Origin of the sequence: Rhodococcus sp. NPDC057135 (genome assembly GCF_042670865.1) — a bacterium.
Taxonomy (GTDB): Bacteria; Actinomycetota; Actinomycetes; order Mycobacteriales; family Mycobacteriaceae; genus Rhodococcus_F.
The window spans coordinates 382380-409215 of sequence record NZ_JBHUUU010000002.1 but is presented as its reverse complement, the minus strand read 5'-3'; the positions used below and the strand labels follow the sequence as shown (position 1 = coordinate 409215).

Sequence of the window (26836 nt, the reverse complement as noted above, 5' to 3'; positions counted from 1 at the left end):
GAGTTCGGACCTTCGGGGAGGTTCGGACTTCGAAGCGACCCTTCGTCGAGGTCGATGACCTTCGGCTGCGCTCTCGCAGGATCGCCACATGGTTTCCACTCGATATCGAGGCGGTGCGATGTTTCTCTTCAATCCCCGAACCACAGTTCCCAGCGCTGATCGTGGCAACGCCGATCGTGGCACCGCTGATCGCGGTAACGCTGTGTGGGGGTGGTCGTGATGGATACCGACAAGAGGATCGATCCGCTGACCGGATCACGGAGTCTGCCGGCCGGGGCGTTTCCTCTCTCGGCCGTGCAGCGCAGCATGTGGTTCGCGCAGCAGCTTCACCCGACGGTCCCGTACTTCATCGCGCAGTACATCGAATTCCACGGGGACCTGGACATGCAACTGCTCAGCCGCGCTGCGGTGGAGGCTGCCCACGAGTTCGAATCGCCATTTCTGCGGTTGATGTACCCGGACGGGGAACCGTGCCAGATCGTGGACTTCACGATCGATCCGGGCATCGATTACTTCGACTTCCGTGAGCGCGAGAATCCGAGGCTCGCGGCGTCGGAGTGGATGGACAACGACTACGCGACGACGCTCGACTTGACGCGCGATCGCCTTGTCGAAATGACAATCCTCCAAACTGGTGATCGAGATTACCTGTGGTACACCAGGATTCACCACGTTGCACTCGACGGATACAGTGGAATGACGATCGTCAATCGGATCGCGGCGATCTACACCGCCGCCGTCGAGGGTCGAGAGCCTGCGGTGAACAAGGCGCTCGACGTCACGACACTGTCCGAACTCGACCAGAAGTACCGTGAATCAAGCCGATTCGACGCCGACCGCGAATACTGGGCCCAGCGTGTGTCCGGCGTCGAACACGGTTCTACGTTGGCCACGCGGGAGGGACCGCCGACCGCGCAGAGTGAACTCGTCAGTGCCGCGATGTCGGCGAACAGTCTTGCCGCGTTGGACGAGTGGAATACACGTTCCGGTGCCACTGCGGCGGCGGTGCTGATTTCGGCACTGGCGTGCTACTTGTCCCGCAACACCGGCTACGACGACGTTCTGATCAACCTGCCGGTCTCGGCGAGGACCACGGCGCCGCTGCAACGGTCGGGCGGCATGCTGGTGAACGTCGCGCCGCTTCACATCCACGTCGACCCAGGCGAAAGCGTCGACGATCTGGTCGGGCGGGTTCAACTCGAACTTCTCGGTGCGCTTCGTCATCAGCGGTGCAGTCTCGAGGACATCCGGCGTGATGCAGGCCTGGCGGTCGGCGACGCGCGTCTGTCCGGTCCGATGATGAATGTGATGCTCTTCCGGCAGGAGATCACGCTGGGATCACTGACCGGCGAGTTCCACATCGTCACGTCGGGGCCGGTCGAAGATCTCCTGGTCAACGTGTACCAGAGCGGCGATCCGGCCCAGACGTTGATCGATTTTCGTGGCAACCCCAATCGCTACGGTCACGACGAACTGGCTGATCACCACCGAGCCTTCACCGAGTTGGTCGCTGAACTGACAGCAGCGCCCGCCGGTACGCCGATGAACCGGATTCATCCGGCAAGTGCCGAGGCTGGAGCACGCAGTGCACAGCGGAGGGAACACGAGCGGTTCTGGGCGAGATACCTGGGGGACGCCGACGAGGGCTCGACCCTGGGCCTCGAGACACTGGATCTCGGGCGAATCGACGCCGAATCGGAGCCGACCGGTACGAATCGACTGAGCGTCCCGCTCGATCCTGCGGTCGCCGAACTCGCACGCTCGGAAGGTGTCTCGCTCTTTGACGTTGTCCATGCGGGATTTGCTGCGTTGCTGTCGAGATCGACCGAGCGCCGGGACGTGTTGATCGGGACGAGGACCGAGCTGGGGACCTTGCCCCTACGCTGCGAGGTCGATCCGGCAGCACCGTTCGATGAATTCGTGGGTTCACTTGCGCAAGAACACGATACGTTGCTGATTCGATCGGCGACAGGTGTCCCCGAGCTGCCCGCGCTGCACGTCCGTCTCAACGACGGATCGCGGGAGACGACGATAGCCGGCCTCGACGTGGCGATCGAGGTCCACGCGGACGCCAATGCCCTCGAGGTGGCGTACTCCGCACAGCACTACGCCGATTCCACGGTCCGAGGTTTCCTCTCGAGACTGGTGTGGGTCCTCTCCGGCGCAGCCGCAGCCCCGCAAACGCCGATCGGAGACCTCGATCTCCTCGACGAGTTCGAACGTGAGTCCCTGGTACCGGCACGGGGAGAGGTCGCGTCCGACCCGCTGACCCTCCCCGACATCCTCCGCCGAGCCGCAGCTGTGAACCCCGATGCCCCAGCGCTCGTGTTCGGCGGTCGTGAGGTGAGCTACCGGGAACTCGACGCCGAGTCGAACAAGCTCGCCCGCGAATTGATCGCCCGCGGGGTTGGCCCCGGCACCTACGTCGCCCTGGCATTGTCGAGGTCGATCGAATCCGTGACCGCGACGTGGGCGGTAGCCAAGGCCGGCGGAGCTTTCCTCCCGATAGATCCGCACTACCCCGAGGACCGTATTCGGCACATGCTCACCGATTCGGGAGCTGTTGTCGGAATCAGCGTGGGGGAGCACCACGGCGGGCTCGCCGACTCGGTGGATTGGCTTCTTCTCGACGAATTGAACGCCGACTGCTCGGATGCACCGGTTGACGATGCCGAACGTCGTTCACGCGTGCACTACGACGATCCGGCGTACTTGATCTACACCTCCGGCTCGACCGGTGTCCCCAAAGGCGTGGTGGTCAGTCACCGCGGGCTGAGCAGCTTCGCCGACGAGGAGCGAGACCGGTTCGGAGTCGAACCGGGAGACCGCACACTGCATTTCTCTTCGCCGAGCTTCGACGCTTCGGTCCTCGAACTTCTCCTTGCCTTCGGCGGCGCAGCAACGATGGTGATCGCGCCACCGACGGTGTACGGCGGCGACGAACTGGCCCAGGTGATGCGCGTCGGCCGGGTGACACATGCCTTCGTCACCCCGGCCGCGCTCGCAACCGTCGATCCCGCCGGCCTGCCGGATCTTCGGGTGGTCGTGACCGGCGGCGACGCCTGCTCGCCCGCACTGGTCGATCAGTGGTCACACGGACGCTCGATGTTCAACGCGTACGGACCGACCGAAACCACCGTCGTCGCCACCCTGACCGGACCGCTGAGCAGCGATGTTCCCGTCACCATCGGAAAGCCGATGCGCGGCGCCGCGGCCGTCCTCTTGGACTCACGGCTTCAGCCGGTGCCCATCGGTGTCGCCGGCGAGCTCTACGTGAGCGGCATCGGTCTGGCGCGCGGGTATCACGCGCGTGCCACGATCACGGCCGAACGATTTGTTGCCGACCCCAACGGTGTTGCGGGAGAACGTATGTACCGCACCGGCGACCTCGCGAGGTGGAACGGTGCCGGTGAACTCGAGTACCTCGGCCGTAGCGACTTCCAGATCAAGATCCGCGGTTTCCGCGTCGAACTCGGTGAGATCGACGACGTACTGCGCCGCCATCCGAGCGTCGCCCAGGCCGTCGCCGCCGGAGTTGCGGGCCCGAGCGGGGAAACACTGTTGGCGGCGTACGTCACGGCGGCTGCGGGTACACACATCGACAACTCCGAGTTGATCGCCCACGCCGGATCCTCGTTGGCAGCTCACATGGTTCCGTCGCGGATCGTCGTACTCGATTCCATTCCCTTGACTCCGGCAGGAAAGATCGACAGGAAGGCGTTGCCGGACATCGATTCGGCGGGCGGCTCGGCCGAATACCGTGCACCCGAGACCTCGACCGAGAAGCGGATTTCGGCGGTGTTCTGCGATCTGCTCGGCATCACCCGGGCGGGAGCGGACGACAGCTTCTTCGACCTCGGCGGTGACTCGCTGATCGCGACCCGCGTCGTGTCCCGGGTCAACGGAGCGCTCGGGACGACGCTGAGCGTTCTCGACCTCTTCGAGGCACCGACAGTCTCCGCTCTGGCTGCACGCGCCGACCTCGCGGACTCGCGGAATACCCGCGCGCCTGCACTGACGCGTATCGATCGCCCTGATCGGATACCGGTATCTCTGGCGCAGCAACGAATGTGGCTGACCAATCAACTCGATCCGAACTCGCCGGCGTACAACATCCCGATCGCGGTGAGAATGACCGGCGCTCTCGACGTCGATGCCCTGTTCGCCGCCCTGCGGGACGTGATCGTCCGGCATGAGGTCTTGCGGACCGTTTTCCCCGAGAGCGCTCGCGGTCCGGTACAGCACGTTCTCGGTGTGGACGAGATGTTCGATCACCTCGAGGTGGAAACCGTTCCTGCCGCAGCGGCTTCCGTACGAGCGAGCGAACTGGCGCGAACGGGATTCGACGTCAGCGAATCGGTGCCGATCCGCGCGACTCTGCTCGAAGTGAACGAACTCGAACACACCTTGGTCCTCGTCGTGCACCACATCGCCGCGGACGGCCTGTCGATGGCCCCGCTGGCCCGTGACGTGATGGTCGCGTACGCCTCGAGGGCGAGCGGACGTGTACCGGCGTGGCTGCCACTGGAAGTGCAGTACGGCGATTTCAGCGAATGGCAACGCGGAGCGCTCGGCGAAGCGTCCGACCCGGATTCGATACTCGCCGAGCAGTTGCGGTTCTGGTCGCACACGCTCACCGAACGCGGCGAGCTTGCGGAACTGCCGATGGATCATCCGCGGCCGGCCGGTGTCTCGCTGCGCGGTCACGATCTCGATTTCCGTATCGACTCCGCGACGTACCGCCGGGTCGGCGAGATCGCGGCGCGCAGCGATGTCAGCGTCTTCATGGTGATCCACGCCGCGCTGGCCGTCCTGCTCAGCCGAGAATGTGGAGCGAACGACATCACGATCGGCACCCCGGTGGCCGGACGTAGCGAGCGAGCCCTCGACGACGTTGTCGGAATGTTCGTCAACACGGTGGTGCTGAGGACGGTTCTCGACGGGGGACTCACCTTCGGCGACGTTCTCACCCGTGTGCGCGACGTCGACGTGGCGGCCTTGCAGCACACCGAAGTGCCGTACGACGTACTCGTGGAGTCCCTCGCCGACAACCAGGCGCCGCTGTTCCAGGTCATGCTGGTGATGCAGGGCGCCGCTCCCACCGAAGTCACCTTGCCCGAACTCGACGTCACGGTTGACGAACTTTCCACGGGTGCAGCAAAGTTCGATCTTCAGGTCATTCTGACCGACCGCGGCGACCATCTCGACGGCCAGTTGAACTACGCCAGCCAACTGTTCGACTCGGACACCATGTCGGGCCTCGCCGATCGCTTCACGATGCTCCTCGACGCGGTAGCTGCCGACCCGGAATCCGTCGTCGGCGACGTCGACCTCACAGCCCCGGGCGAGGCGGAACTGGTCCTCGAGCGTTGGAATTCCACCGAGCACGTAGTACCGATCACCGCTCTGGCCGACCTGGCGGCGGAGCAGGCACCCCGGACACCCGAGCGGGCCGCGCTGATCTTCGGTGAGCGGACGCTGACGTATGCGGAATTCGATGCGAGGGTGAGCGAACTTGCCAGAACCCTCATCGGCCGCGGCGTCGGCCCGGACATGCGCGTCGCGGTGTCGATTCGCCGGTCGGCCGAACTGCTGATCGCCGTCCACGCCGTGATCCGTGCCGGTGCGGCATACGTCCCGGTGGACCCCGATCATCCTGCCGAGCGCATCGCCTACGTCTTCGACATCGCGGAACCGATCTGCGTGCTGAGCCGACCCCAGGACCGTGGCGCTCTTCCCGCAGAAGTGCCGATCGTCGACGTCGATGTCGATCATCCGGTTCCCACGACGGCGCCGATCACGGACGCTGATCGGGTCGCGCCCCTCCGTCCGGACAATGCTGCATACGTGATCTTCACGTCCGGATCGACCGGTCGACCGAAAGGCGTTGCAGTATCGCACCGTTCGATCGTCAATCGCCTTCTGTGGATGCAGGACGCGTATCCACTTCACGCGTCGGACGTGGTGCTGCACAAGACTCCGGTGACATTCGACGTTTCGGTGTGGGAACTCTTCTGGCCCCTGCAGACCGGCGCGCAGTTGGTGATCGTGGAACCGGAGGGGCACCGTGATCCTGGATACCTGTCGGCGTTGATCGCCGAAAAGGGAGTCACGACGGCGCACTTCGTACCGTCGATGCTCGCGGAATTCGTCGCCGTTGCGTCTCCCGAGCAGTGCGCGAGCTTGCGCCAGGTGTTCTGCAGTGGTGAAGCTCTTGTGCCCACCACAGCGGAGGCGTTCACTCGTCTGAGTCCTGCAGGGTTGTTCAACCTGTACGGACCCACGGAAGCGGCCGTCGACGTGAGCGCCGCCGAATTCACCCCAGACATGACCGTCACAGTTCCCATCGGTGCGCCCGTGTGGAACACCCAGCTCTATGTCCTCGACGGAAGGCTGCACCCCGTCCCGGTCGGCGTGCACGGCGAGTTGTATCTGGCGGGAGTGCAACTGGCGCGCGGATACCTCGGGCGTAGTGACCTCACTGCCGACAGATTCGTTGCAGATCCGTACGGCCCGGCGGGCGCACGGATGTACCGAACCGGCGACGTCGTCCGATGGCGCGCCGACGGGCTACTCGACTACGTCGGCCGACGCGATTTCCAGGTGAAGATCCGCGGCCAGCGCATCGAACTCGCCGAGGTCGAAGCAGCATTGCTGAGGCTCACAGGTGTCGCGCAAGCTGCTGCTCTCGTCCATCACGACAATGTGGTCGGTGACAGTCTCGTCGGCTACGTCATCGCCGAAGCCGGGAATTCGATCGACACGGACAGCCTGCGCACCGAGTTGAGAGGCCTCCTCCCGGCCTACATGGTTCCGGCGGTGGTCATCGACCTCGACGTGTTCCCACTCGGCTCGACCGGCAAGCTCGATCGGAAGGCCCTGCCCGCGCCCAGCTTCGACAGCTCGCAGACGTATCTGGCGCCGCGAACGCCGATCGAAGCCCAGTTGGCGTCGATCTTCGAAGAACTCCTGGAATCCGGTGCCGTCGGTGTGCACGACAATTTCTTCGAGATCGGCGGGAACAGTCTCGTCGCTGCCCGCGCCGTGGCGCGAGTGAACGATTCGCTGTCGCTGAACTTGTCGATCAGAGAGTTGTTCGACGCGCCGACCGTTGCTCAGTTGGCGGTCGAGTGCGCCACGGCGCGAGGGGGACCGGCCGTCCTTCGGCTCGAAGCGTTGCCGAGGCCACAGTCGATTCCGCTGTCGCTGGCACAGAAGCGCATGTGGTTCGTCAATCAATTCGACGTCACGTCCGCGGCATACAACGTCGCCATAGCGATCAGGCTCAGAGGCAGGGTGGACGTTGCCGCGTTGGAGAGCGCGATCACCGACGTACTTGCTCGACACGAATCGCTGCGCACGCTGTTTCCCATGATCGAGGGAGTGCCGGCGCAGGTGATCGTGGAACCCGGTGAAGCGTTGGGCACGATGCCGGTTGTCAGCGCGGACGCCGAAGCGGTACTCACGGAGATCGAGCGCGTCACCTCGACGGGCTTCGACGTGACGCAGGCCCCGCCGATCCGGGCCGAACTGATCGAGGTCGACGCCGAAGATCACGTCCTGGCTGTGGTCGTCCATCACATCTGCGCCGACGGATTCTCGATGGCACCGTTGGCGTTCGACGTGATGAGCGCGTATTCGGCCAGACATCGAGGTGCGAGCCCCGACTGGGCTCCGCTCCCGGTCCAGTACGCGGACTTCGCGATCTGGCAGGAACGGGCGCTCGGTCGGATCGACGAACCGGACAGTACGCTCGCCAGTCAGCTCGAGTACTGGACACGTCAGCTGGCAAGTGTGCCTGAGCTTCTTGCGCTTCCTGCAGATCGTCCGCGTCCGCGTGTGCAGGATCTCTCGGGTGGCGTCGTCCGGTTCGACATCGATGCCGGCATCCACCGTCGTCTGAGCGAAACCGCGATCGAACATCGAAGCAGTATGTTCATGGCGATTCACGCCGCCTACGCAGCGCTCTTGGCCAGATTGTCCGGCATGGAAGACATAACGATCGGCTCACCGATCGCCGGGCGCGGAAATGCCCTGCTCGATCCGATGGTCGGCATGTTCGTCGGAACATTGGTCCTGCGCGCCGACGTGGACCCCTCGGCCTCCTTCACCGATCTCCTGGCCAGGGTTCGCAGCACCGACCTCGACGCCTTCGCTCACGCAGACGTCCCCTTCGAGCGCGTCGTCGATGCGCTCGCTCCGGAGCGGTCGACGTCGCATTCACCGCTGTTCCAAGTGATGCTCGAGTTCAAGAACACCGCTCGACCAGTTGTTCGTCTGACAGATCTCGACGTCGAAGTTCTCGAACTCGAATCCGCCGTCTCGAATTTCGATCTGCAGCTCACTCTGGCCGAGACTTTCGACGAGGACGGTCAGCCGGCGGGCATCGAGGCCGGGTTCACCTACGCGAGAGCGCTGTTCGACGAGGCGACCGTCGACGGTTTTGCTCGGTATCTGATTCGGATTCTGGATGCCGTGACGGAATCGCCGCACACACCGGTCGGAGACATCGATCTCGTGAGCGATCTCGACACGATCCGCACCCTCGCACCGGAACTTCCCGAGCAGGTTCACTTCTCGACGTTGCTCGAGCGGAGTTACATTGGCGAACCGCAGAGAACCGCGCTGGTTTTCGGCGACCGACATCTGACGTACTCCGAACTCGACCGCCGCGCCAACCGGCTCGCGAGACTGTTGATCAGCCGCGGGGCCGGCCCGGAATCCGTTGTCGCTCTGGCATTGCCGCGCTCCCTGGAATCCGTGGTGGCGATCTGGGCGGTTGCTCGGACCGGCGCTGCGTTCGTACCCGTCGACCCGGCGTATCCCGTCGATCGTGTGCACCACATGATCAACGACTCGGGATCGGGCGTCGTTCTCACCACCGCCGAGCATGCCGGTGTCGTCCCGAACGAGGCGGACGCGATTCTGCTCGATCAGGCCGAGATCCTCGCGACCCTGGAACAGACCGGTGATCACCGGATAGAGGCTTCGGAACTGCTGGGAACCGCGTCTGTCGACAATCCGGCCTATGTCATCTACACCTCCGGTTCCACCGGCGTCCCCAAAGGCGTCATGGTCACTCACCGTGGGCTTTCGGCGCTCGCCGAGCAGGAGCGCAGTCGCTTCGGAGTCGAGTCGACCTCCCGCACGCTGCATTTCAGCTCACCGAGTTTCGACGCCTCGATTCTCGAGCTACTCATGGCGGTCGGTGCCGGGGCCACGATGATCATCGCTCCACCAAGCATCATCGGCGGAACCGAACTGACGAGCCTGATCGCCGATCAACACGTCACTCACGCCTTCATCACGCCAGCCGCTCTTGCCACGGTCGACCCGAGTGGACTGGACGAGTTGGTCTGCATCGGAACCGGCGGCGACGTCTGCCCGCCCGATCTCGTCGCTGCCTGGGTCAGTGATCACCGGATCATGATCAATGCCTACGGACCGACCGAATCGACGGTCGTAGCCAGCATCACCGAGCCGATGTCACCGACCGATCGGGTGACCATCGGACGGCCGTCGACAGGCATCACCGCGTGGGTTCTCGACAATCGCCTACACCGCGTCCCGGTCGGAGTGACGGGGGAGTTGTACGTCAGCGGCGATGGACTCGCCCGCGGCTACCGCAACCGCGCGGGCACCACCGCCGAACGGTTCGTACCCAATCCCACGGGCGGTGCCGGTACGCGGATGTACCGCACCGGCGACCTCGCCCGGTGGAACAAGAACGGAGAACTCGAGTACCAGGGCCGTGGCGATTTCCAGGTCAAGATTCGTGGATTCCGCATCGAACTCGGCGAGATCGAGGCAGTTCTGGCTCGCTATCCCGGCGTTGCACATTCCGTGGTGACGACGCTCGAACGTGAGGGAGGCGCCGCACGGATCGTCGGATATGTAGTGCCTGCCAGCGACGCTCAGACTGTGGATCCCGAGGCTGTCATCGCGTTCGCGGGTTCGGCTCTTGCCCCGTACATGGTTCCCTCAGTGGTGGTCGTGCTCGACGAACTTCCGATGACAGCCAACGGAAAGCTCGATCGTCGAGCATTGCCGATTCCCGACTTCCGGGTAACCCAGGCACGCTCACGGGCAGCCGAATCCGATACCGAGCGCACGCTGGCCGCCCTGTTCGTCGACGTCCTCGGTGTCGAATCGGTGGGCGTCGACGACTCGTTCTTCTCGATGGGCGGCGATTCGATCATGTCGATTCAGCTTGTCGCCCGCGCCCGCGACGCGGGACTCGTGTTCACCCCGCGTGACGTCTTCGAGGTGAAATCGGTCGCCGGTCTTGCGGTATTGCTGTCGTCGACCAAGGACGACGAACCCGAGGTTCTCGAGGAACTTCCCGGAGGCGGCGTGGGCCACGTGCCCTTGTTGCCGGTGGCTCAGTGGTGGCTCGACCGGCTCGGCTCCGATCTCCAGGGGCTCGATTCGTTCTCCCAGGCGACTCTTCTCAATGCGCCGCACGGGCTTCGCAGTGTGGAGCAGTTGACCGCGGCTCTTCAAGTTGTTCTCGATCGTCACGACATCCTTCGCGCGCGCCTCGAACTCGACGGCGAGCGCAGGCTCGTCGTCGACGAGCCCGGATCTGTTGCAGCCGAGGACATCTGCCAGGTACTCGAGGTGGAGGCCGAGCCGGGCACCGCAGCGTTCGACGCGGCGATCGTCGACGCCCTGGGCGGTGCACGCCGAGAACTGCACCCCAGCCGGGGTGTGATGGTCCGTGTCGTCTGGCTGGCCGGCGTGCGCAACACCGGCCGGTTGCTCCTGGTGATCCACCACCTCGCAGTCGACGGTGTCTCCTGGCGCGTCCTCGTACCGGAACTTGCGTCGGCATTCCACCGCATCGATGCAGGTGAGGAACCGGAGCCTTCGTACTCGGGCACGTCGGTTCGTCGTTGGTCGTACGCGCTCCGCGACATCGCGCCCGATAGAAGAGTCGAATTGCCCAGGTGGCGTTCGATACTCGAAGGTGCCGATCCGCTGATCGGAACCCGCCCGCTGGACCCGAGGCTCGACACGTTCGATTCGGTCGGCCGAGTTGTCGCCGACGTACCCGTCGAACTGTCCGAAACAGTCCTGACCACGCTTCCGGCGCTGTTCGGTGGATCCGTCAACGACGGCCTCGTTGCTGCTCTCGCGCTGGCACTGACGCAGTGGAGGCAGGCACAAGGCATACGAACCGACAACGTGCTCGTCTCGATGGAGGGCCACGGACGCGAAGCTCACGTGGTCCCCGGAGCGGATGTGCTGCACACCGTCGGCTGGTTCACGAGCGTCTTCCCGATGCGGATCGACCTCGCCGACATCGACATCGCGAACGTGATGAGCAGCGGCCCCGACGCCGCGGTGGTGCTCAAGCGCGTCAAGGAAGAGCTACTGGGTGTTCCGGACAGCGGTATCGGGTACGGAGTTCTGCGTTACCTCGACGAGGTAGGCCGAACGGAACTCGAAGACCTCCGCCAACCGCAGATCTCGTTCAACTATCTGGGGCGTTTTTCCGGCACCGAAGCCGGAGAGTCACTGGGGGACTGGGCACTGGCCCGTGACGTCGATCTGGAAGCGGCAGCTCAGTCCGACATGCCCGTGGGTTCGGTACTGGACGTCAATGTCGTCACCACCGAAATCTCGGGTGCACCGCACATCGGCGCCACTATCGCCTATCCCACTGCCGTGCTGGCGGACGGTGATGCGCGCGCCATCGCAGAACTCTGGGTACAGGCGTTGCGCGCTCTGGCCACGTACGCCGAGCAGAGCGAACGCGGTGGACTCACACCGTCGGACATCGACCTGATCGACCTGGACCAGGAGTCCATCGATCGCCTCGAGCTCGAGTTCCCGACGCTGACCGACATCTGGTCCCTCTCACCGCTGCAATCCGGACTGCTGTTCCATGCCCGATACGCAGAACACACCGTGGACGCGTACACCGTCCAACTCACACTCGAACTCGACGGCGTCGACGCGTCCCGGTTGCACCGTGCCGCGCAGGCGCTGCTCGACAGACACGAGAACCTACGCGCTGCGTTCACGACCGACATCGGTGGGCGATCGGTGCAGGTGATCAGCGCCGCCGTGGATGTGCCGTGGACCGAGATCGACATTTCTCCGTTGGCTCCCACCGAACAGGCAACCGAGATACGCGAACTCCTCCATGCGGATCGGGTGCGCGGCTTCGACATGGACACACCGCCCCTCCTGCGGTTCCTGCTTCTGCGAACCAGTGACGACTCATACCGGTTGATCCTGACCAACCACCACATTCTCCTCGACGGATGGTCGATGCCGCTGCTGGTCCGCGATCTACTCACCCTCTACGCCACGGACAGTGATCACAGCGCCATCCCGCGTGCGCATCCGTACCGGGATTATCTGAGCTGGATCAGCACTCGCGACGAGAGCAAGTCGATCGAGGCCTGGGACGAAGCGCTTCGCGGACTCGACGATCCGACACTGCTCACCGGAACCCACGCAGTCGACGAGGACGGTGCAACCTCACGCTCGACCACCACGGCGCTCGGCGAACGTGAGACGGAACTCCTGCGCGGATTCGTCCGCTCCCGCGGTCTGACGACAGCATCCTTGATCCAGGTGGCCTGGGGAATCGTGCTCGCCGAACTCCTCGGCCGCGACGACGTCGTCTTCGGTGGAACGGTCTCCGGACGCCCACCCCAGGTTCCGGGCGTCGAGTCGATGGTGGGCCTGTTCATCAACACCGTCCCCGTGCGAGTTCGCCTCGACCCGCGAGAGTCTCTGGCAGCACTGTGTGTTCGTGTCCAAACCGAGCAGGCGCGGCTGTCCGATCACCACCACGTGGGTCTTTCCCACATCACATCGGCAGTAGGGGGCGCTGCATCATTCGACACCCTGACTGTCTTCGAGTCGTATCCCGTCGACCGCGGTGGACTCTCGTCCGGCACGGACATCGCCGGAATGCACGTCCTCGACGTCCACGATGCCGAGGACGCGGCGCACTATCCGCTCGCGATCGTCGCTTCCGCAGCAGACGGACGCTTGCGGCTCAAGTTCGAGTATTTCCCGGGAGTCCTCGGCGATCACGACATCGACGCGATTGCGGACCGGCTGCTGCGCACCCTCGAACTGATCACCGCGCAACCGGATCTTCCGCTGGCAAAATTGCGTCTGATGCCGGATTCCGAAGTGCAGCAACTGGTTCCCGCGCGAGGAAAGCAAGGGCGCTCGGTCAGGACACTCGCTCGCATCTTCGAGGACACGGCGAGCAGATTCCCCGAACGAATCGCACTGTCCTGTGGTGAGAGAAAGATGACCTACCGAGAACTGGACGAGGCCTCGAATCAGTGGGCACGCGTGCTGATCTCCGAAGGTGCCGGCCCGGACTCACGGGTGGCGATCTGTGTGGAACGTTCCTTCGAATCCGTGGCAGCCGTCTGGGCGATCACCAAGACCGGCGCCGCCTTCGTGCCGATCGATCCGCGCTACCCGAGTGACCGGATCTCGTTCATGCTCGAGGACTCGGCATCCTCGCTCGGTTTGACCACTGCAGCCCACCGACCCGGCGAAGTTGGTGCGACGCAGTGGCTCGAACTCGACGACCCGTCGAGCATCGCTCGGCTCTCCGGAGTGTCCACGGCACCGCTACGCGAGGACGAGCGCCGAGGACCCACCCGGCTGGAGAACACTGCCTACCTCATCTACACCTCGGGCTCGACCGGCCGACCCAAGGGTGTTGTCGTCACCCATACCGGCCTCGAGAACTTCGCCGACGAACAGCGCCATCGCTACGGTCTCACGGAGAATTCGCGCGCACTGCACTTCGCCTCACCGAGCTTCGATGCGTCAGTTCTCGAATATCTGCTCGCCTTTGCGGTCGGCGGCGAACTGGTGGTAGCTCCGACCACCGTCTACGGAGGAACCGAACTTGCCGACGTTCTCCGGGACGGACACGTCACCCACGCCTTCATCACGCCCGCGGCCCTGACATCGGTGGATCCCGAGGGAATCGACGAACTGACCACCATCACGGTCGGCGGCGAGGCCCCCTCGGCAGACCTGGTGCGCACCTGGGCGCCGGGAAGATCGTTCGTCAACGTCTACGGTCCCACCGAAACCACCATCTCCTGCAATCTCAGTGACCCCATTCCGGCCGGCGACAAGGTCTATCTCGGGCCGCCGAACCGAGGATTCAGCGAGGTTGTCCTCGATCGCAGACTCCAACCGGTGTCTGTCGGTGTTCCCGGGGAGCTGTATGTGGCGGGAGTCGGACTCGCGCGTGGCTATCACGGGCGCTCACCACTGACGAGCGAACGGTTTGTCGCCAACCCGTACGGCGAGCCGGGGGAGCGGATGTACCGCACCGGCGACGTCGTGCGCTGGCGCAGTGATCGCACCATCGAGTACCTCGGACGCAGCGACTTCCAGGTCAAGATCCGCGGTTTCCGCATCGAACTCGGCGAGGTCGACACTGCATTGGGTCAGCTGCCGGGCGTCGAGTACGCGGTCACGCTGGCGGTGCGCGGACCGTCGGACGAGCAGGCTCTGGCGGCGTACGTCGTCTGCGACGACGAACACCCCGTGACCGCCGAGGACATCCGGGCAGCGGCTCGAGAGGTGCTGCCGGCACACATGGTGCCCGCGAGCGTCGTCGTGCTCGACGAACTGCCACTCACCGGCGTCGGCAAGGTCGATAGGACTGCTCTCCCGAAGCCTCGCTTCGACACCGATGCCGAAACGTTCACGGCAGCGACCACCGAGTTGGAACGACTGGTGGCGGGCGTCTTCGAGGACGTGCTCGGAGTGACCCCGATCGGTATCGACACCCACTTCTTCGACGTCGGCGGAAACTCACTGACCGCGACGCGCGTCATCGCCCGCGTCAACGCGCTCCTCGGCACCGACATCGGCGTACGAGGATTGTTCGAGTCTCCGACAGTTCGGCAGCTCTCTCGTCTGGCCGAGAGTGTCGGCCGCGGCGAAAACCCCCGACCACCGTTGACTCGACGGTCTCGCCCGGACCCACTGCCCGTGTCGCTGGCGCAGAAGCGGATGTGGTTCCTCAACCAGTTCGACGTGACGTCACCGGCCTACAACGTTCCCCTGGCCGTGCGCCTCGACGGCGATCTGGACTTCGCCGCATTGCAGGAGGCCGTAGCGGACGTACTGGGCCGCCACGAGAGCTTGCGGACGAAGTTCCCTTCGATCGACGGACAACCGGTACAGCAGGTTGTCTCCGCCGAGGCGGTCATGCCGATCCTGGAACCGGAGATCGTCGCTGCTGCACAAGTTTCCGATCGAATTCTCGGATTGGCCTCGGAAGGGTTCGACGCCTCGGCGGATGTCCCCATCCGCTGCGCAGTCCTTCGCGTGGACGGGGACACACACAGACACGTGCTCGTGATCGTCGTCCACCACATCGTCGCCGACGGGTTCTCGATGAACCCCCTGGCCGTGGACGTGGCAGCGGCATATGCGGCCCGCAGCGCCGGCAGCGCGCCGAGCTGGTCGGAACTGGCCGTGCAGTACGGCGACTTCGCGTTGTGGCAGCACGAGGTACTCGGCTCCGAAGAAGATCCGGACTCCGCCCTGACCCGTCAGCTCGATTACTGGAAGGACCGTCTCGCGGGACTCGGTGAACCGATCGCGCTGCCGACGTCGTTCCCGCGTCCGGCGAAGCCCTCCATGGCGGGCTCGGTGCACCGGTTCGCTGTCTCACCGCAGATTCATCGAGCGCTGACCGACCTGGCACGCGAGCACGGCAGCACCATGTTCATGGTCATACATGCAGCGCTGGCGGTGCTCGCAGCGCGTCTGGCCGGAACCGAGGACATCGCCATCGGTACACCCGTCGCCGGCCGCGGAGAGGCCGAACTCGATCACCTGGTCGGAATGTTCGTCAACACACTTGTGCTTCGAACGCAGATCACGCCCGACGCATCGTTCGAGGACGTACTCGCCCAGGTTCGTGAAGGTGATCTCGGTGCATTCCAACACGCTGACCTGCCCTTCGAAAGGTTGGTCGACGCACTCGACCCGGAACGCTCGACGTCACACACTCCGTTGTTCCAGATACTCATCGAGTTCCGCAACAACGCACTACCGCAACTCGAACTGCCGGGGCTGTCGGTCTCGGGAGTCGAGTTCGACCTTCCTGTCGCCAAGTTCGATCTCCAACTCGCGGTCACCGAACGGTACGACGCGGACGGAGATTCGGATGGTATCGACGCCGAATTCGTCTACGCCACAGACCTGTTCGACGGTGATTTGATCGAATCGTTCTCACACCGGCTGATCACCCTCCTCGCGGCGGTCTCCCGAGACCCGTCGACTCCTACCGGCGACATCGACGTCGTCGGCGCCGACGAGCGTCGACAGATGCTGACCGAGTGGAACACTCACGCCGAACCGGCTCCAGCGGACAACATCGCGGACCGCTTCTTCGAGGCTGTTGCAGCGCATTCGTCGTCGACCGCGGTCAACGACAGCGACGGCGCAATGACGTACGCCGAACTGGACGGGCGTGCGAACCGCCTGGCGCGGCTTCTGATCAATCGCGGTATCGGTCCGGAATCCGTGGTGGCCGTTGCGATGCCCAGAACGACCGACCTCGTGCTCACCCTTGTCGCCGTCATCAAGACCGGCGCGGCATACCTGCCGGTCGACATCACTTATCCGGCGGAGCGCATGCGATTCCTCTTCGACGACGCGCGGCCGGTATGCCTGGTCACGACCGGAGACTTCCGCAACGATCTGCCGTCGGAGATCATCGAATCCGGCATCGACATCGTCGAACTCGGATCGTCGGAGATCGCCGTACGCCTCGATCACTCCGCGCCACATCGCATCACCGACGCGGACCGGACGACACCACTTCTGCCCGACGCTGTCGCGTACGTCATCTACACCTCCGGATCCACAGGGCGCCCCAAAGGTGTCCAGGTCAGCCATCGAAACGTCCTGACTCTGATGGACAACACGTCCCCCACGTTCGGGTTCGACGACTCGGACGTGTGGACGATGTTCCACTCGTACGCATTCGACTTCTCCGTCTGGGAACTGTGGGGTCCGCTGCTGCACGGTGGCCGGTTGGTCGTCGTCGACTACTACACGACCAGATCGCCCGACATGTTCCACGAACTGCTTCGCCGCGAGCGAGTGACGGTGCTGAACCAAACACCCACCGCCTTCTACCAACTCGCCGAAGCCGACCGCGCGTACACACCCAGCGGCGCGGACCCCGACCTTGCACTGCGCTACGTCGTCTTCGGTGGTGAAGCTCTCGATCTCGGCCAATTGCGCAAGTGGTACGACCGGCGCGCCGACACGGCGCCGACGCTGGTCAACATGTACGGGATCACCGAGACGACAGTGCACGTCAGTCGAATCGCGCTCGACCGCAACGACAGCGAGCACGCGTCGGCGAGCATCATCGGGCGAGCGGTACCAGGATTGTCCGTCTACGTACTCGATCGGCGACTGAACCTGGTACCACCAGGCGTTGTCGGCGAAATGTACGTCGCCGGTGATCAGGTGACTCGGGGATACCTCGGGAAACCCGCATTGACTTCGGTACGGTTCCTTCCCGATCCATTCGGTAGTTCGGGGGATCGAATGTATCGGAGCGGGGACCTGGCGAGGTGGAACGACGCGGGGCAGTTGGAGTACGTGGGCCGCAGTGATTTCCAGGTGAAGGTGCGTGGTTTCCGCATCGAACTCGGAGAGATCGAAGCCTCGATGCTCCGCTGCCCCGGCGTCGCGGCCTCCGTGGCGCTCGTGCGCACCGACGGCGCCTCACCCCGGATCGTCGGGTACGTGGTCGCCGAGACAGGCAGTGCCGTCGATTCCGCGACGGTGACCGACTACGTCTCCGTCGAACTCGCGGAGTACATGGTGCCCACCGCGATCGTCGTCCTCGAATCACTTCCGCTGACCGTCAACGGAAAGCTCGACCGACGCGGCCTCCCGGCACCGGACTTCGCCGTCGTGGGAACAACGGAGGCGACGCGGGCACCGGCCACCGCTACCGAGGCGGTCCTCGCGGACCTGTTCGCGGAAGTGCTGGGGCGGGGCAGTATCGGAGTGGACGATTCCTTCTTCGGTCTCGGCGGCGATTCGATCATGTCGATCCAACTCGTCTCACGGGCGAAGTCCGCAGGCCTCATCTTCACGCCGAGGGACGTCTTCGAAGCGAAGACGGTTGCCGGCCTGACGAAGGTCCTCCTCGTCGAATCAGCGGAAGCTGCACCGGTTCTCGCGGAGCTACCCGGCGGGGGAGTCGGCACCCTACCGCTCACTCCGATCATGGAGTGGCTCGTCGAACGCAGTCGCGGAGACCTGAGCACGATCCGCAGTTACAGCCAGAGTGCGCTCATCGCACTGCCAGCCGATGTGTCCGGCCCCGCGCTGGAGCGCGCACTGCAAACGATCCTCGATCGTCACGATGTACTGCGAGCGCGTCTGGACACCGCGACTCACCAACTCGAGATCCGCGAACCCGGCACCGTCGCCGCCTCCGACGTCCTGCGCCGAACCCCCATCGTGTCCACCAGCGGCGAAGAATTCGTGGCCGCCGCGGAAGCCGCGATGCAGGACGCATCCAGCCGTCTCGATCCCGAGCACGGAAAGATGATCAGCGCACTCTGGTTGGATCCCGTCAGCGCGAACGGAAACCAGGCCGAGGCCGGCCGGTTGCTCCTGGTCCTTCACCACCTCGCGGTCGACGGTGTGTCCTGGCGAATGCTCGTCCCCGGCCTGGTCACCGCGTACGCCTCGGCGTTCGACGGCGAAACGCCGATGCTTCCGCCCGGCGGAACGTCGATACGCCGTTGGGCGACAGCCCTCGCCGAGACCGCCGCGAATCGACGTGACGAGATCGAATTGTGGTCGAGAATGCGGGCCGACGAGCCACCGCTCGGAACGCGCGGACTCGACCCCGCCATGGACATCGGTTCCACTGTCGACCGCGTCAGCGTCGACGTTCCGACCACGGTGACCGAGAACATCATCTCGACGGTGCCTCAACATTTCGGGGGCTCGGTCAACGACGGGTTGCTCGCAGCTCTCGCGATTGCCGTCACCGCCTGGCGTCGATCGCGCGGACAGCGCAGCGGCGAAGTGCTTCTCAACCTCGAAGGACACGGCCGCGAGGAGAACGCCGCACCGGGTGCCGACCTCTCGCGCACGGTCGGCTGGTTCACCACCTTGTTCCCCGTGCGGATCGACCTGACCGGACTCGACGTCGTCGATGCTCTGTCCGGTGGAACAACCGCGGCCTCGGCCGTGAAGCTCGTCAAGGAAACGCTGCTCGACATTCCGGACAACGGAATCGGTTTCGGCATGCTCAAGTACCTCGATCGAAACGAAGACCTGCGGGAGCTGCCCACACCGCAGATCTCGTTCAACTACCTCGGACGATTTGCCGGCTCGGATCCCGAGCACGGCGAAGTGCCGTGGCTGCCGATCTCCGAAGTGACACTCGACGAAGCGCACAGCGGAGAGCTTGCTGCCGGGTCGGTACTCGACATCAACGCCGTCACCACCGACACCGCACGCGGTCCCATTCTGCGGGCTACCTGGTCCTTCCCCCGCGGCATCCTCAGTGAGGCTGAAGTCACCGAACTGGCGGAGCTCTGGGCCACTGCACTCGGCGCGCTGAGTTCGTACGTCGACGAACACTCCGAGCGTGAGCTCACGCCCACCGATCTCGATCTCGTCACCGCGGACCAGCAGAGCATCGAGCAACTCGAGCGCAGATTCCCCGACCTGACCGACATCTGGTCACTGTCACCTCTGCAATCGGGCATGCTCTTCCACGCCCAGTTCGACGAAACAGAAATCGACCCGTACATGGTGCAACTGACCCTCGAGCTCGGGGGACTGGTGGAAGCGCCGCGATTGCGCCGCGCCGCGCAGGCCTTGGTCGATCGTCATCCGAGCCTGCGCGCGGGATTTGTCTCCGCGCCAGGAGGTCGGGCGCTGCAAGTGATCCGGTCCGGAGTCGAGATCAGCTGGACCGAAATCGACCTGTCCGGGGCCGAGGACAGCGAACTCGCGTTCGCTCAGCTCCTCGAGAGTGATCGCGCTGAGCGTTTCGACATGGAAACAGCCCCACTGATCCGGTTCATGCTCGTGCGAAACGGACCGGACGCGGCACGCTTCGTCGTGACGAACCATCACATCCTGCTCGACGGCTGGTCCACTCCGCTGTTGCTTCGAGACCTGCTCACTCTCTACGCAACTGACGGCGACCCCGAGATTCTGCCCAGAGTTCAGTCGTATCGCGACTACCTCACCTGGATCTCGAAGCAGGAACCCGAAATTTCGCTGCGGGCGTGGCAGGAAGCGCTACGAGGCGTCGACACATCCACCCAACTCTCGCAGGCAAGCACCGCCGCCGAAACCGTGGCGAGTGACATTCACTCGTACTCACTGCCGACCGAACGAGCCGAGACTCTTCGGGCATTCGCGCGAAGCCGCGGTCTGACCATGGCGACCCTGGTCCAAGTGGCCTGGGGAATTGTGCTCGCCGAACTCCTCGGCCGCGACGACGTCGTCTTCGGCGGAACCGTCTCAGGACGCCCACCCCAGGTGTCCGGGGTGGAATCGATAGTCGGCCTGTTCATCAACACCGTCCCGGTGCGAGTCCGCCTCGACGCCCGAGAAACCCTCGCGGAACTGGCCATTCGCGTCCAATCCGAGCAGGCGGCACTGCTCGACCACCACCACATCGGTCTGTCGGACATCGCGGGAGCAGTCGGCGCCGCCGGATCCTTCGACACACTGACGGTGTTCGAGTCGTATCCCGTCGACGAGGCAGCCCTGACCGCCGAAACCGACATCGCGGGTATGCACGTTCTCGGCATCGACGGACGCGACTCGGCTCACTACCCGATCGCCGTGGTCGCGTCGGAAAGTCACACACTCAATCTGAAAATGGAGTACCTGCCCACACACTTCTCGGCGCGCGAAGTAGCGAAGATCACCGAGCGCGTCGGCATCGTCCTCGAACATCTGGCCTCTGCACCGGATCAGCCGCTCGCCCGCCTGCAGGTACTCACCGAGTTCGAAAGCCGCGATCTTGCGCCGGTCTTCGGATCCCCGGGTCGCTCCGCTCGAACGCTTCCGGAGATACTCGCCGACGTTTCCGCCACATATCCCGACCGCATCGCGCTCTCGTCCGGCAATCGCTCCATGACCTACGCCGAACTCGACCGGCGCTCGAACCAGTTGGCCAGAGCCATGATCCGCCGCGGCGCCGGACCCGAAACGTCGGTTGCCATCGGCATCGAACGGTCCATCGAATCGGTTCTCGCGGTCTGGGCGGTCGCCAAGACCGGCGCAGCTTTCGTCCCCGTCGACCCCACCTATCCGGCCGACCGAATCGAACACATGCTCAGCGATTCCGAAGTGCTGTTCGGGTTGACCGTCGTCGACGCCATCGAGACATTGCCACCGATCGTGTCCTGGTTGGTGCTCGGAGAAGAAGCCTTCGACGACGACGTCGCCACCAGTTGCACCCTCCCGATCGCCCAGGACGAACGGCTCGCACCGGTGGCCATGGACAACGCCGCCTACGTGGTCTACACCTCGGGATCTACCGGACGACCCAAGGGAGTAGTCGTCACCCACACCGGACTCGACAGCTTCGCACTCGATCAGCAACGCCGATTCCACGCCGATCACCACTCTCGGACCCTGCACTTCGCCACCCCGAGCTTCGATGGAGCCATCTTCGAGTACCTGCAGGCATTCGGTGTCGGAGCAACCATGGTGATCGTCCCGACCGACATCTACGGCGGAGCCGAACTGGCAAGTCTGATCCGTCGCGAACACGTCACTCATGCGTTTGTCACCACAGCGGCACTCGCCACCGTCGACCCGGCCGGCCTGGACGAATTCCGGCACGTCGTCGTCGGGGGAGAGGCACTGCCACCGCATCTCGTCGGTCTGTGGGCTCCCGGACGAGAATTCGTCAACGCCTACGGCCCGACCGAGACGACCGTCATGGCAGACATCAGCGAACCCATGACGGTGGGCGCACCCATCACTATCGGTGGCCCGATCCGCGGTGTGCACGAGATGATCCTCGATTCGCGCCTGCAACCGGTACCCGTCGGAGCTCCCGGTGAGCTGTACATCGCCGGAATCGGCTTGGCTCGCGGATACCACCGGCGTCCCGGTCTGACCGGTGAGCGATTTGTCGCCGACCCCTTCGGCAAGCCCGGTGACCGGATGTACCGCACCGGGGACATCGCCTCCTGGCGAAGCGATCACACCATCGAATACGTCGGGCGCAGCGACTTCCAGGTCAAGATTCGCGGATTCCGTATCGAACTCGGCGAGGTGGACGCCCAGATCACCGCAATGGCGACTGTCACGAACTGCGTGACACTCGGCGTCGACGGACCGGCCGGAGCAACAGTCCTCGCGTCCTACCTCACCGTCGAGGAAGGATCGACGCTGACAGGTACCGAGATCACCGCGCATCTAGCCGGCCGCGTTCCGTCGCACATGGTTCCGGCCAGCATCATGATCGTCGACGAGCTTCCGCGCACCGCGGTCGGCAAGCTCGACCGAAAAGCGTTGCCGACCCCGGAGTTCACCGGAACCGCGGTGGAATTCCGGGCCCCCGGTACCAGCCTCGAACGTCGGATAGCCGACGCTTTCATCGATGTACTCGGAGTCGAGCGAGTAGGGATGGACGACAACTTCTTCGAACTCGGCGGCAACTCGCTGATCGCCACTCGCGTCGTCTCGCGGCTCAACTCCGCTCTCGACATCGACGTCGGGGTACGCGTGCTGTTCGAATCGCCCACGACCGCCCAGCTCGCCGAGCGGCTTTCCAGCGCCGTCACTGCCGTCGGCACCGTGCCGCTCACTCCCATGGAGCGCGTCGGCAACGTCCCGCTGTCATTGGCGCAGAAGCGCATGTGGTTCCTCAACCAATTCGACACACGATCGGCCGCATACAACATCCCACTGGCAGTGCGCCTTACCGGTGACCTCGACGTCACCGCCATGCAACAGGCGATCGCCGACGTCGTCGAGCGCCACGAAACACTGCGGACCGTGTTCCCCGCCGTCGGCGGCGATCCGATTCAGAAAGTCCTCACCGCCGACGAGGCAATACCTCCGGTCCGTGAAATGACGTTGGGGGAGCACGACCTCGCAGAGCGCATGCAACGACTCGCCACCACCGGCTTCGACGTGTCGGTCGACCTGCCGCTGCGCGTGGCACTCTTCCGACTCGACACCGACGAACCCGTTCACATTCTGTTTGTCGTCGTCCACCACATCTGCGCCGACGGTTCGTCGATGGCGCCGCTCGCACGCGACGTCATGGCGGCTTATCTGGCGCGTACGGCCGGAACCGAGCCCACGTGGGCACCACTCGAAGTGCAGTACGCGGACTTCACGTTGTGGCAGCATCAGGTCCTCGGATCGGAAGACGATCCGGAATCTGTCATCAGCCGCCAATTGCGCTACTGGAGTGAGCAACTCGCCGGACTCGACGATGTCATCGCTCTGCCCACCGACCACCCGCGGCCCGTGCAACAGACCTTCCACGGTGACCGATTCACCTTCGAGATCGACGCGAACACTCACCGCGCGCTCGCGGACCTGTCCAGGTCCCACGGCGTCACGATGTTCATGGCACTGCACGGCGCACTGGCCGTGCTGATGTCGAAACTGTCCGGCGCAGACGAGGTCACCATCGGCACCCCGATCGCCGGCCGCGGTCAGGCAGCGCTCGACCACCTCGTCGGAATGTTCGTCAACACGCTGGTCCTGCGAACCAGCGTCGATCCCGACATCACGTTTGCCGAACTGGTGGAACACATCCGCGAAATCGATCTGGCCGCATTCCAGAACTCGGATCTACCTTTCGAGCGGCTCGTTGACGTGATCAACCCGACCAGATCCACGTCGTACTCGCCGCTGTTCCAAGTAGCCCTCGAACTTCAGAACAACGAACCCGCGCACTTCCACTTGCCCGGCCTCGACATCGACGGGCTGACCGTGGAAACCAAATTCGCGAAGGAAGACCTCGAGCTGATCGTCGACGAGAAGTTCGACGAGACCGGCGCCCCTGCCGGGATGTCCGCCGCCTTCGACTTCGCGACAGATCTCTTCGAACCCGGCACCATTCGGCGGTTTGCCGACCGACTTCGCCTGATCCTGGGCGCTGTCGGGCGTGAACCGGCAACACGTATCGCCGACATCGGTATCCTCGCCGCCGACGAAACAGCCGCTCTGGTGCCGGCATCCGGTGCAGCCGCGACTCGAGCGCGGGTGTGGCCGGAGATCCTCGCCGAAGCAGTCGCATCGAACCCGGATGCCCCAGCCCTCTCGAGTCGCGAGAGGTCGATGACCTACCGCGAACTCGACGAGGAATCGACAAAGCTGGCGAGAGCGCTGTGCCGGCGCGGTGTCGGACCCGAAGATTTTGTGGCCTTGGGTCTGCCGCGGTCCGCCGCGGAGATCGTCGCCATCTGGGCGGTCACGAAAACCGGGGCAGCATTCTTGCCCGTCGACCCGAACTATCCCGACGACCGCATCAACCACATGCTCGACGATTCGCGGGCCGTACTCGGCATCACCGACGACGCTCACCGCAGTCAACTTCCCGACACGGTCGAGTGGATGGTCCTCGATGAAGCGGAGACCGTCGACGAGATCGAGCGCCAGAACGTCGCCGCGATCACCGATCGCGACCGCACGATCCCCCTGCATCACGGGCATCCCGCGTACCTGATCTACACCTCGGGTTCGACCGGAAAGCCGAAGGGCGTCATCGTCACCCACCTCGGGTTGTCCAACCTCAACGCCGAAGAACACAAGAGATTCAACGTCCAGCCGTACTCGCGGATCTCGCACCTGGCATCACCGAGCTTCGACGCCTCCGTCTTCGAACTCATGATGGCGTTCGGCAGTGGCGCCTGCCTCGTCGTCATCCCACCCACCGTCTTCGGCGGATCCGAGTTGGCTGAAATCTTTGCCGACGAACACGTCTCACACGCGTTCATCACACCGACCGCGCTCAGCTCCATCGAAAGCTCCGCGCTGCCAGAACTCCGCGTGCTCGCCGTCGGCGGTGAAGCCTGCCCACCCGAACTCGTGGACATCTGGGGCCGAGACCGTCGCATGTTCAACGGATACGGACCCACCGAATCCACGATCCAGGCCAGCGTCAGTGAACCCATGCGACCGGGCAAGGACATCAACATCGGTCGTCCCGCCATCGGCTTTGCCGGCCTGGTCCTCGACGGGCACCTCAAGCCCGTGCCCGTGGGAGTCATCGGGGAGCTGTACGTGACCGGCCCCGGACTCGCCCGCGGGTACCACAATCGTCCCGACCTCACCGCCGACCGATTTGTCGCCGATCCGTTCGGCGAACCAGGCCAGCGGATGTACCGCACGGGCGACCTGGTGCGCTGGCGCTCCGACAGCACCCTCGAATACCTGGGCCGCAGCGACTTCCAGATCAAGGTCCGCGGATTCCGCATCGAGCTCGGCGAAATCGACTCCGTCCTGATGGCACACCCCTCCGTCTACTTCGCCGCGACACTCGGGCACGAAGCGCCGTCGGGGGAGACGATGATCGCCTCCTACATCCAGCCCGTGGATGGACAGACCGTCGACGACTGGGAGCTCCGACGCCACCTGTCTTCTCGCCTACCTGCGCACATGGTTCCCGGCGCGATCGTAGTCGTCGACCGTATTCCGGTGACACCGGTCGGCAAGCTGGACCGCAAAGCACTGCCCACGCCGAGCTTCGAGCGTCGTACGGTCCCGTACGCACCGCCGACCAACGGCACCGAACGAACGGTCGTCGACATCTTCGAGACCGTGCTCGGTCACGAGCACATCGGCGTGGACGACGACTTCTTCGAACTGGGAGGAACGTCGATCGTGGCCACCCGGATCACCATCGAACTCGAGAAGCGCCTCGGGATGCGAGTGCCGTTGCAGGCACTGTTCCTGGATCCGACGCCTGGCGGTGTCGCCCGCGCGGCCGACGGAATGGACGCACACTCGCCGGATGATTCGTCGGATCTGCTCGCTCCGATGATCACGCTGCGCGCCGGATCCGATCGCGCACCACTGTTCTTCGTCCATCCAGGTATCGGATTGTCGTGGGGCTACGCGGAATTCGTCAAGCACCTCGAGCTGGATCAACCCGTATACGGTCTTCAGCTACCGTCACTGAGCGGCGGGCCCAGCTTCGACTCGCTGACCGAACTCGCCGACGACTACGCGAATCGCATTGCAGCCGTGGCATCGACCGGCCCGATCCATCTGGCCGGCTGGTCGCTCGGCGGCGTCATCGCACACGCCGTGGCGCACAATCTCACTCGCAGCGGACGTGACGTGACGCTGTCGATCCTCGACAGCTATCCGTCGTCGGATTCCGATCAGCCCGCTGAACTCTCGGTCTCCGAACTACTGGCGGGGCTCGCGATGCCTGCGGGATCCAAGACAGTCGAGACTTTCGAAGAAGCGGCGAAATTGCTGGAGCGGACCCTGGGTGCCGGGATCGGAATCGAAGCGGAGCATCTGGAGCGGATCAGTCGCGGCTACTCCCACTCCGTCGAATTGACGAATCAGCACCAACCGCCGGTTCACTCCGGAGACATCGAGTTCTTCGTAGCCGGAAGATCTACCGCAAACGGACACGATGTGGCCGAATGGCGCCGCTTCGTTTCGGGCGACATCCGCGTCGTCGAAGTCGACTGCGAACACAACCAGATGATCGAACCGACACCGGCGATGTCCATAGCTGTACGATTGCGAGAAGTTATCGCTCAGTGGGGTGTCTGAACCAGGTTCGACATGGGTATGAGTGAAACACACAGGGTGATGG

2 protein-coding genes are annotated in these 26836 nt (G+C 64.2%); both read left to right on the top strand.

The window, feature by feature from the left end; translation table 11 throughout:
• The first annotated feature begins 88 nt into the window (after nt 1-88).
• Nucleotides 89-220 (top strand): hypothetical protein, encoded by a 132-nt coding sequence (locus tag ACFT1A_RS04735; RefSeq protein WP_378446015.1) that lies wholly within the window; start codon nt 89-91, stop codon nt 218-220.
• Complete coding sequence (locus ACFT1A_RS04730; protein WP_378446014.1) at nt 220-26793, top strand: non-ribosomal peptide synthase/polyketide synthase; 26574 nt, start codon at nt 220-222, stop codon at nt 26791-26793. The genes ACFT1A_RS04735 and ACFT1A_RS04730 overlap by 1 nt, the downstream gene beginning before the upstream one ends.
• Nucleotides 26794-26836: the final 43 nt, after the last annotated feature.

Excerpts from the sequence above, each read along its gene's own strand:
- ACFT1A_RS04730 (WP_378446014.1), top strand. The coding sequence starts at position 220 with ATGGATACCGACAAGAGGATCGATCCGCTGACCGGATCACGGAGTCTG.
- ACFT1A_RS04735 (WP_378446015.1), top strand. The coding sequence starts at position 89 with ATGGTTTCCACTCGATATCGAGGCGGTGCGATGTTTCTCTTCAATCCC.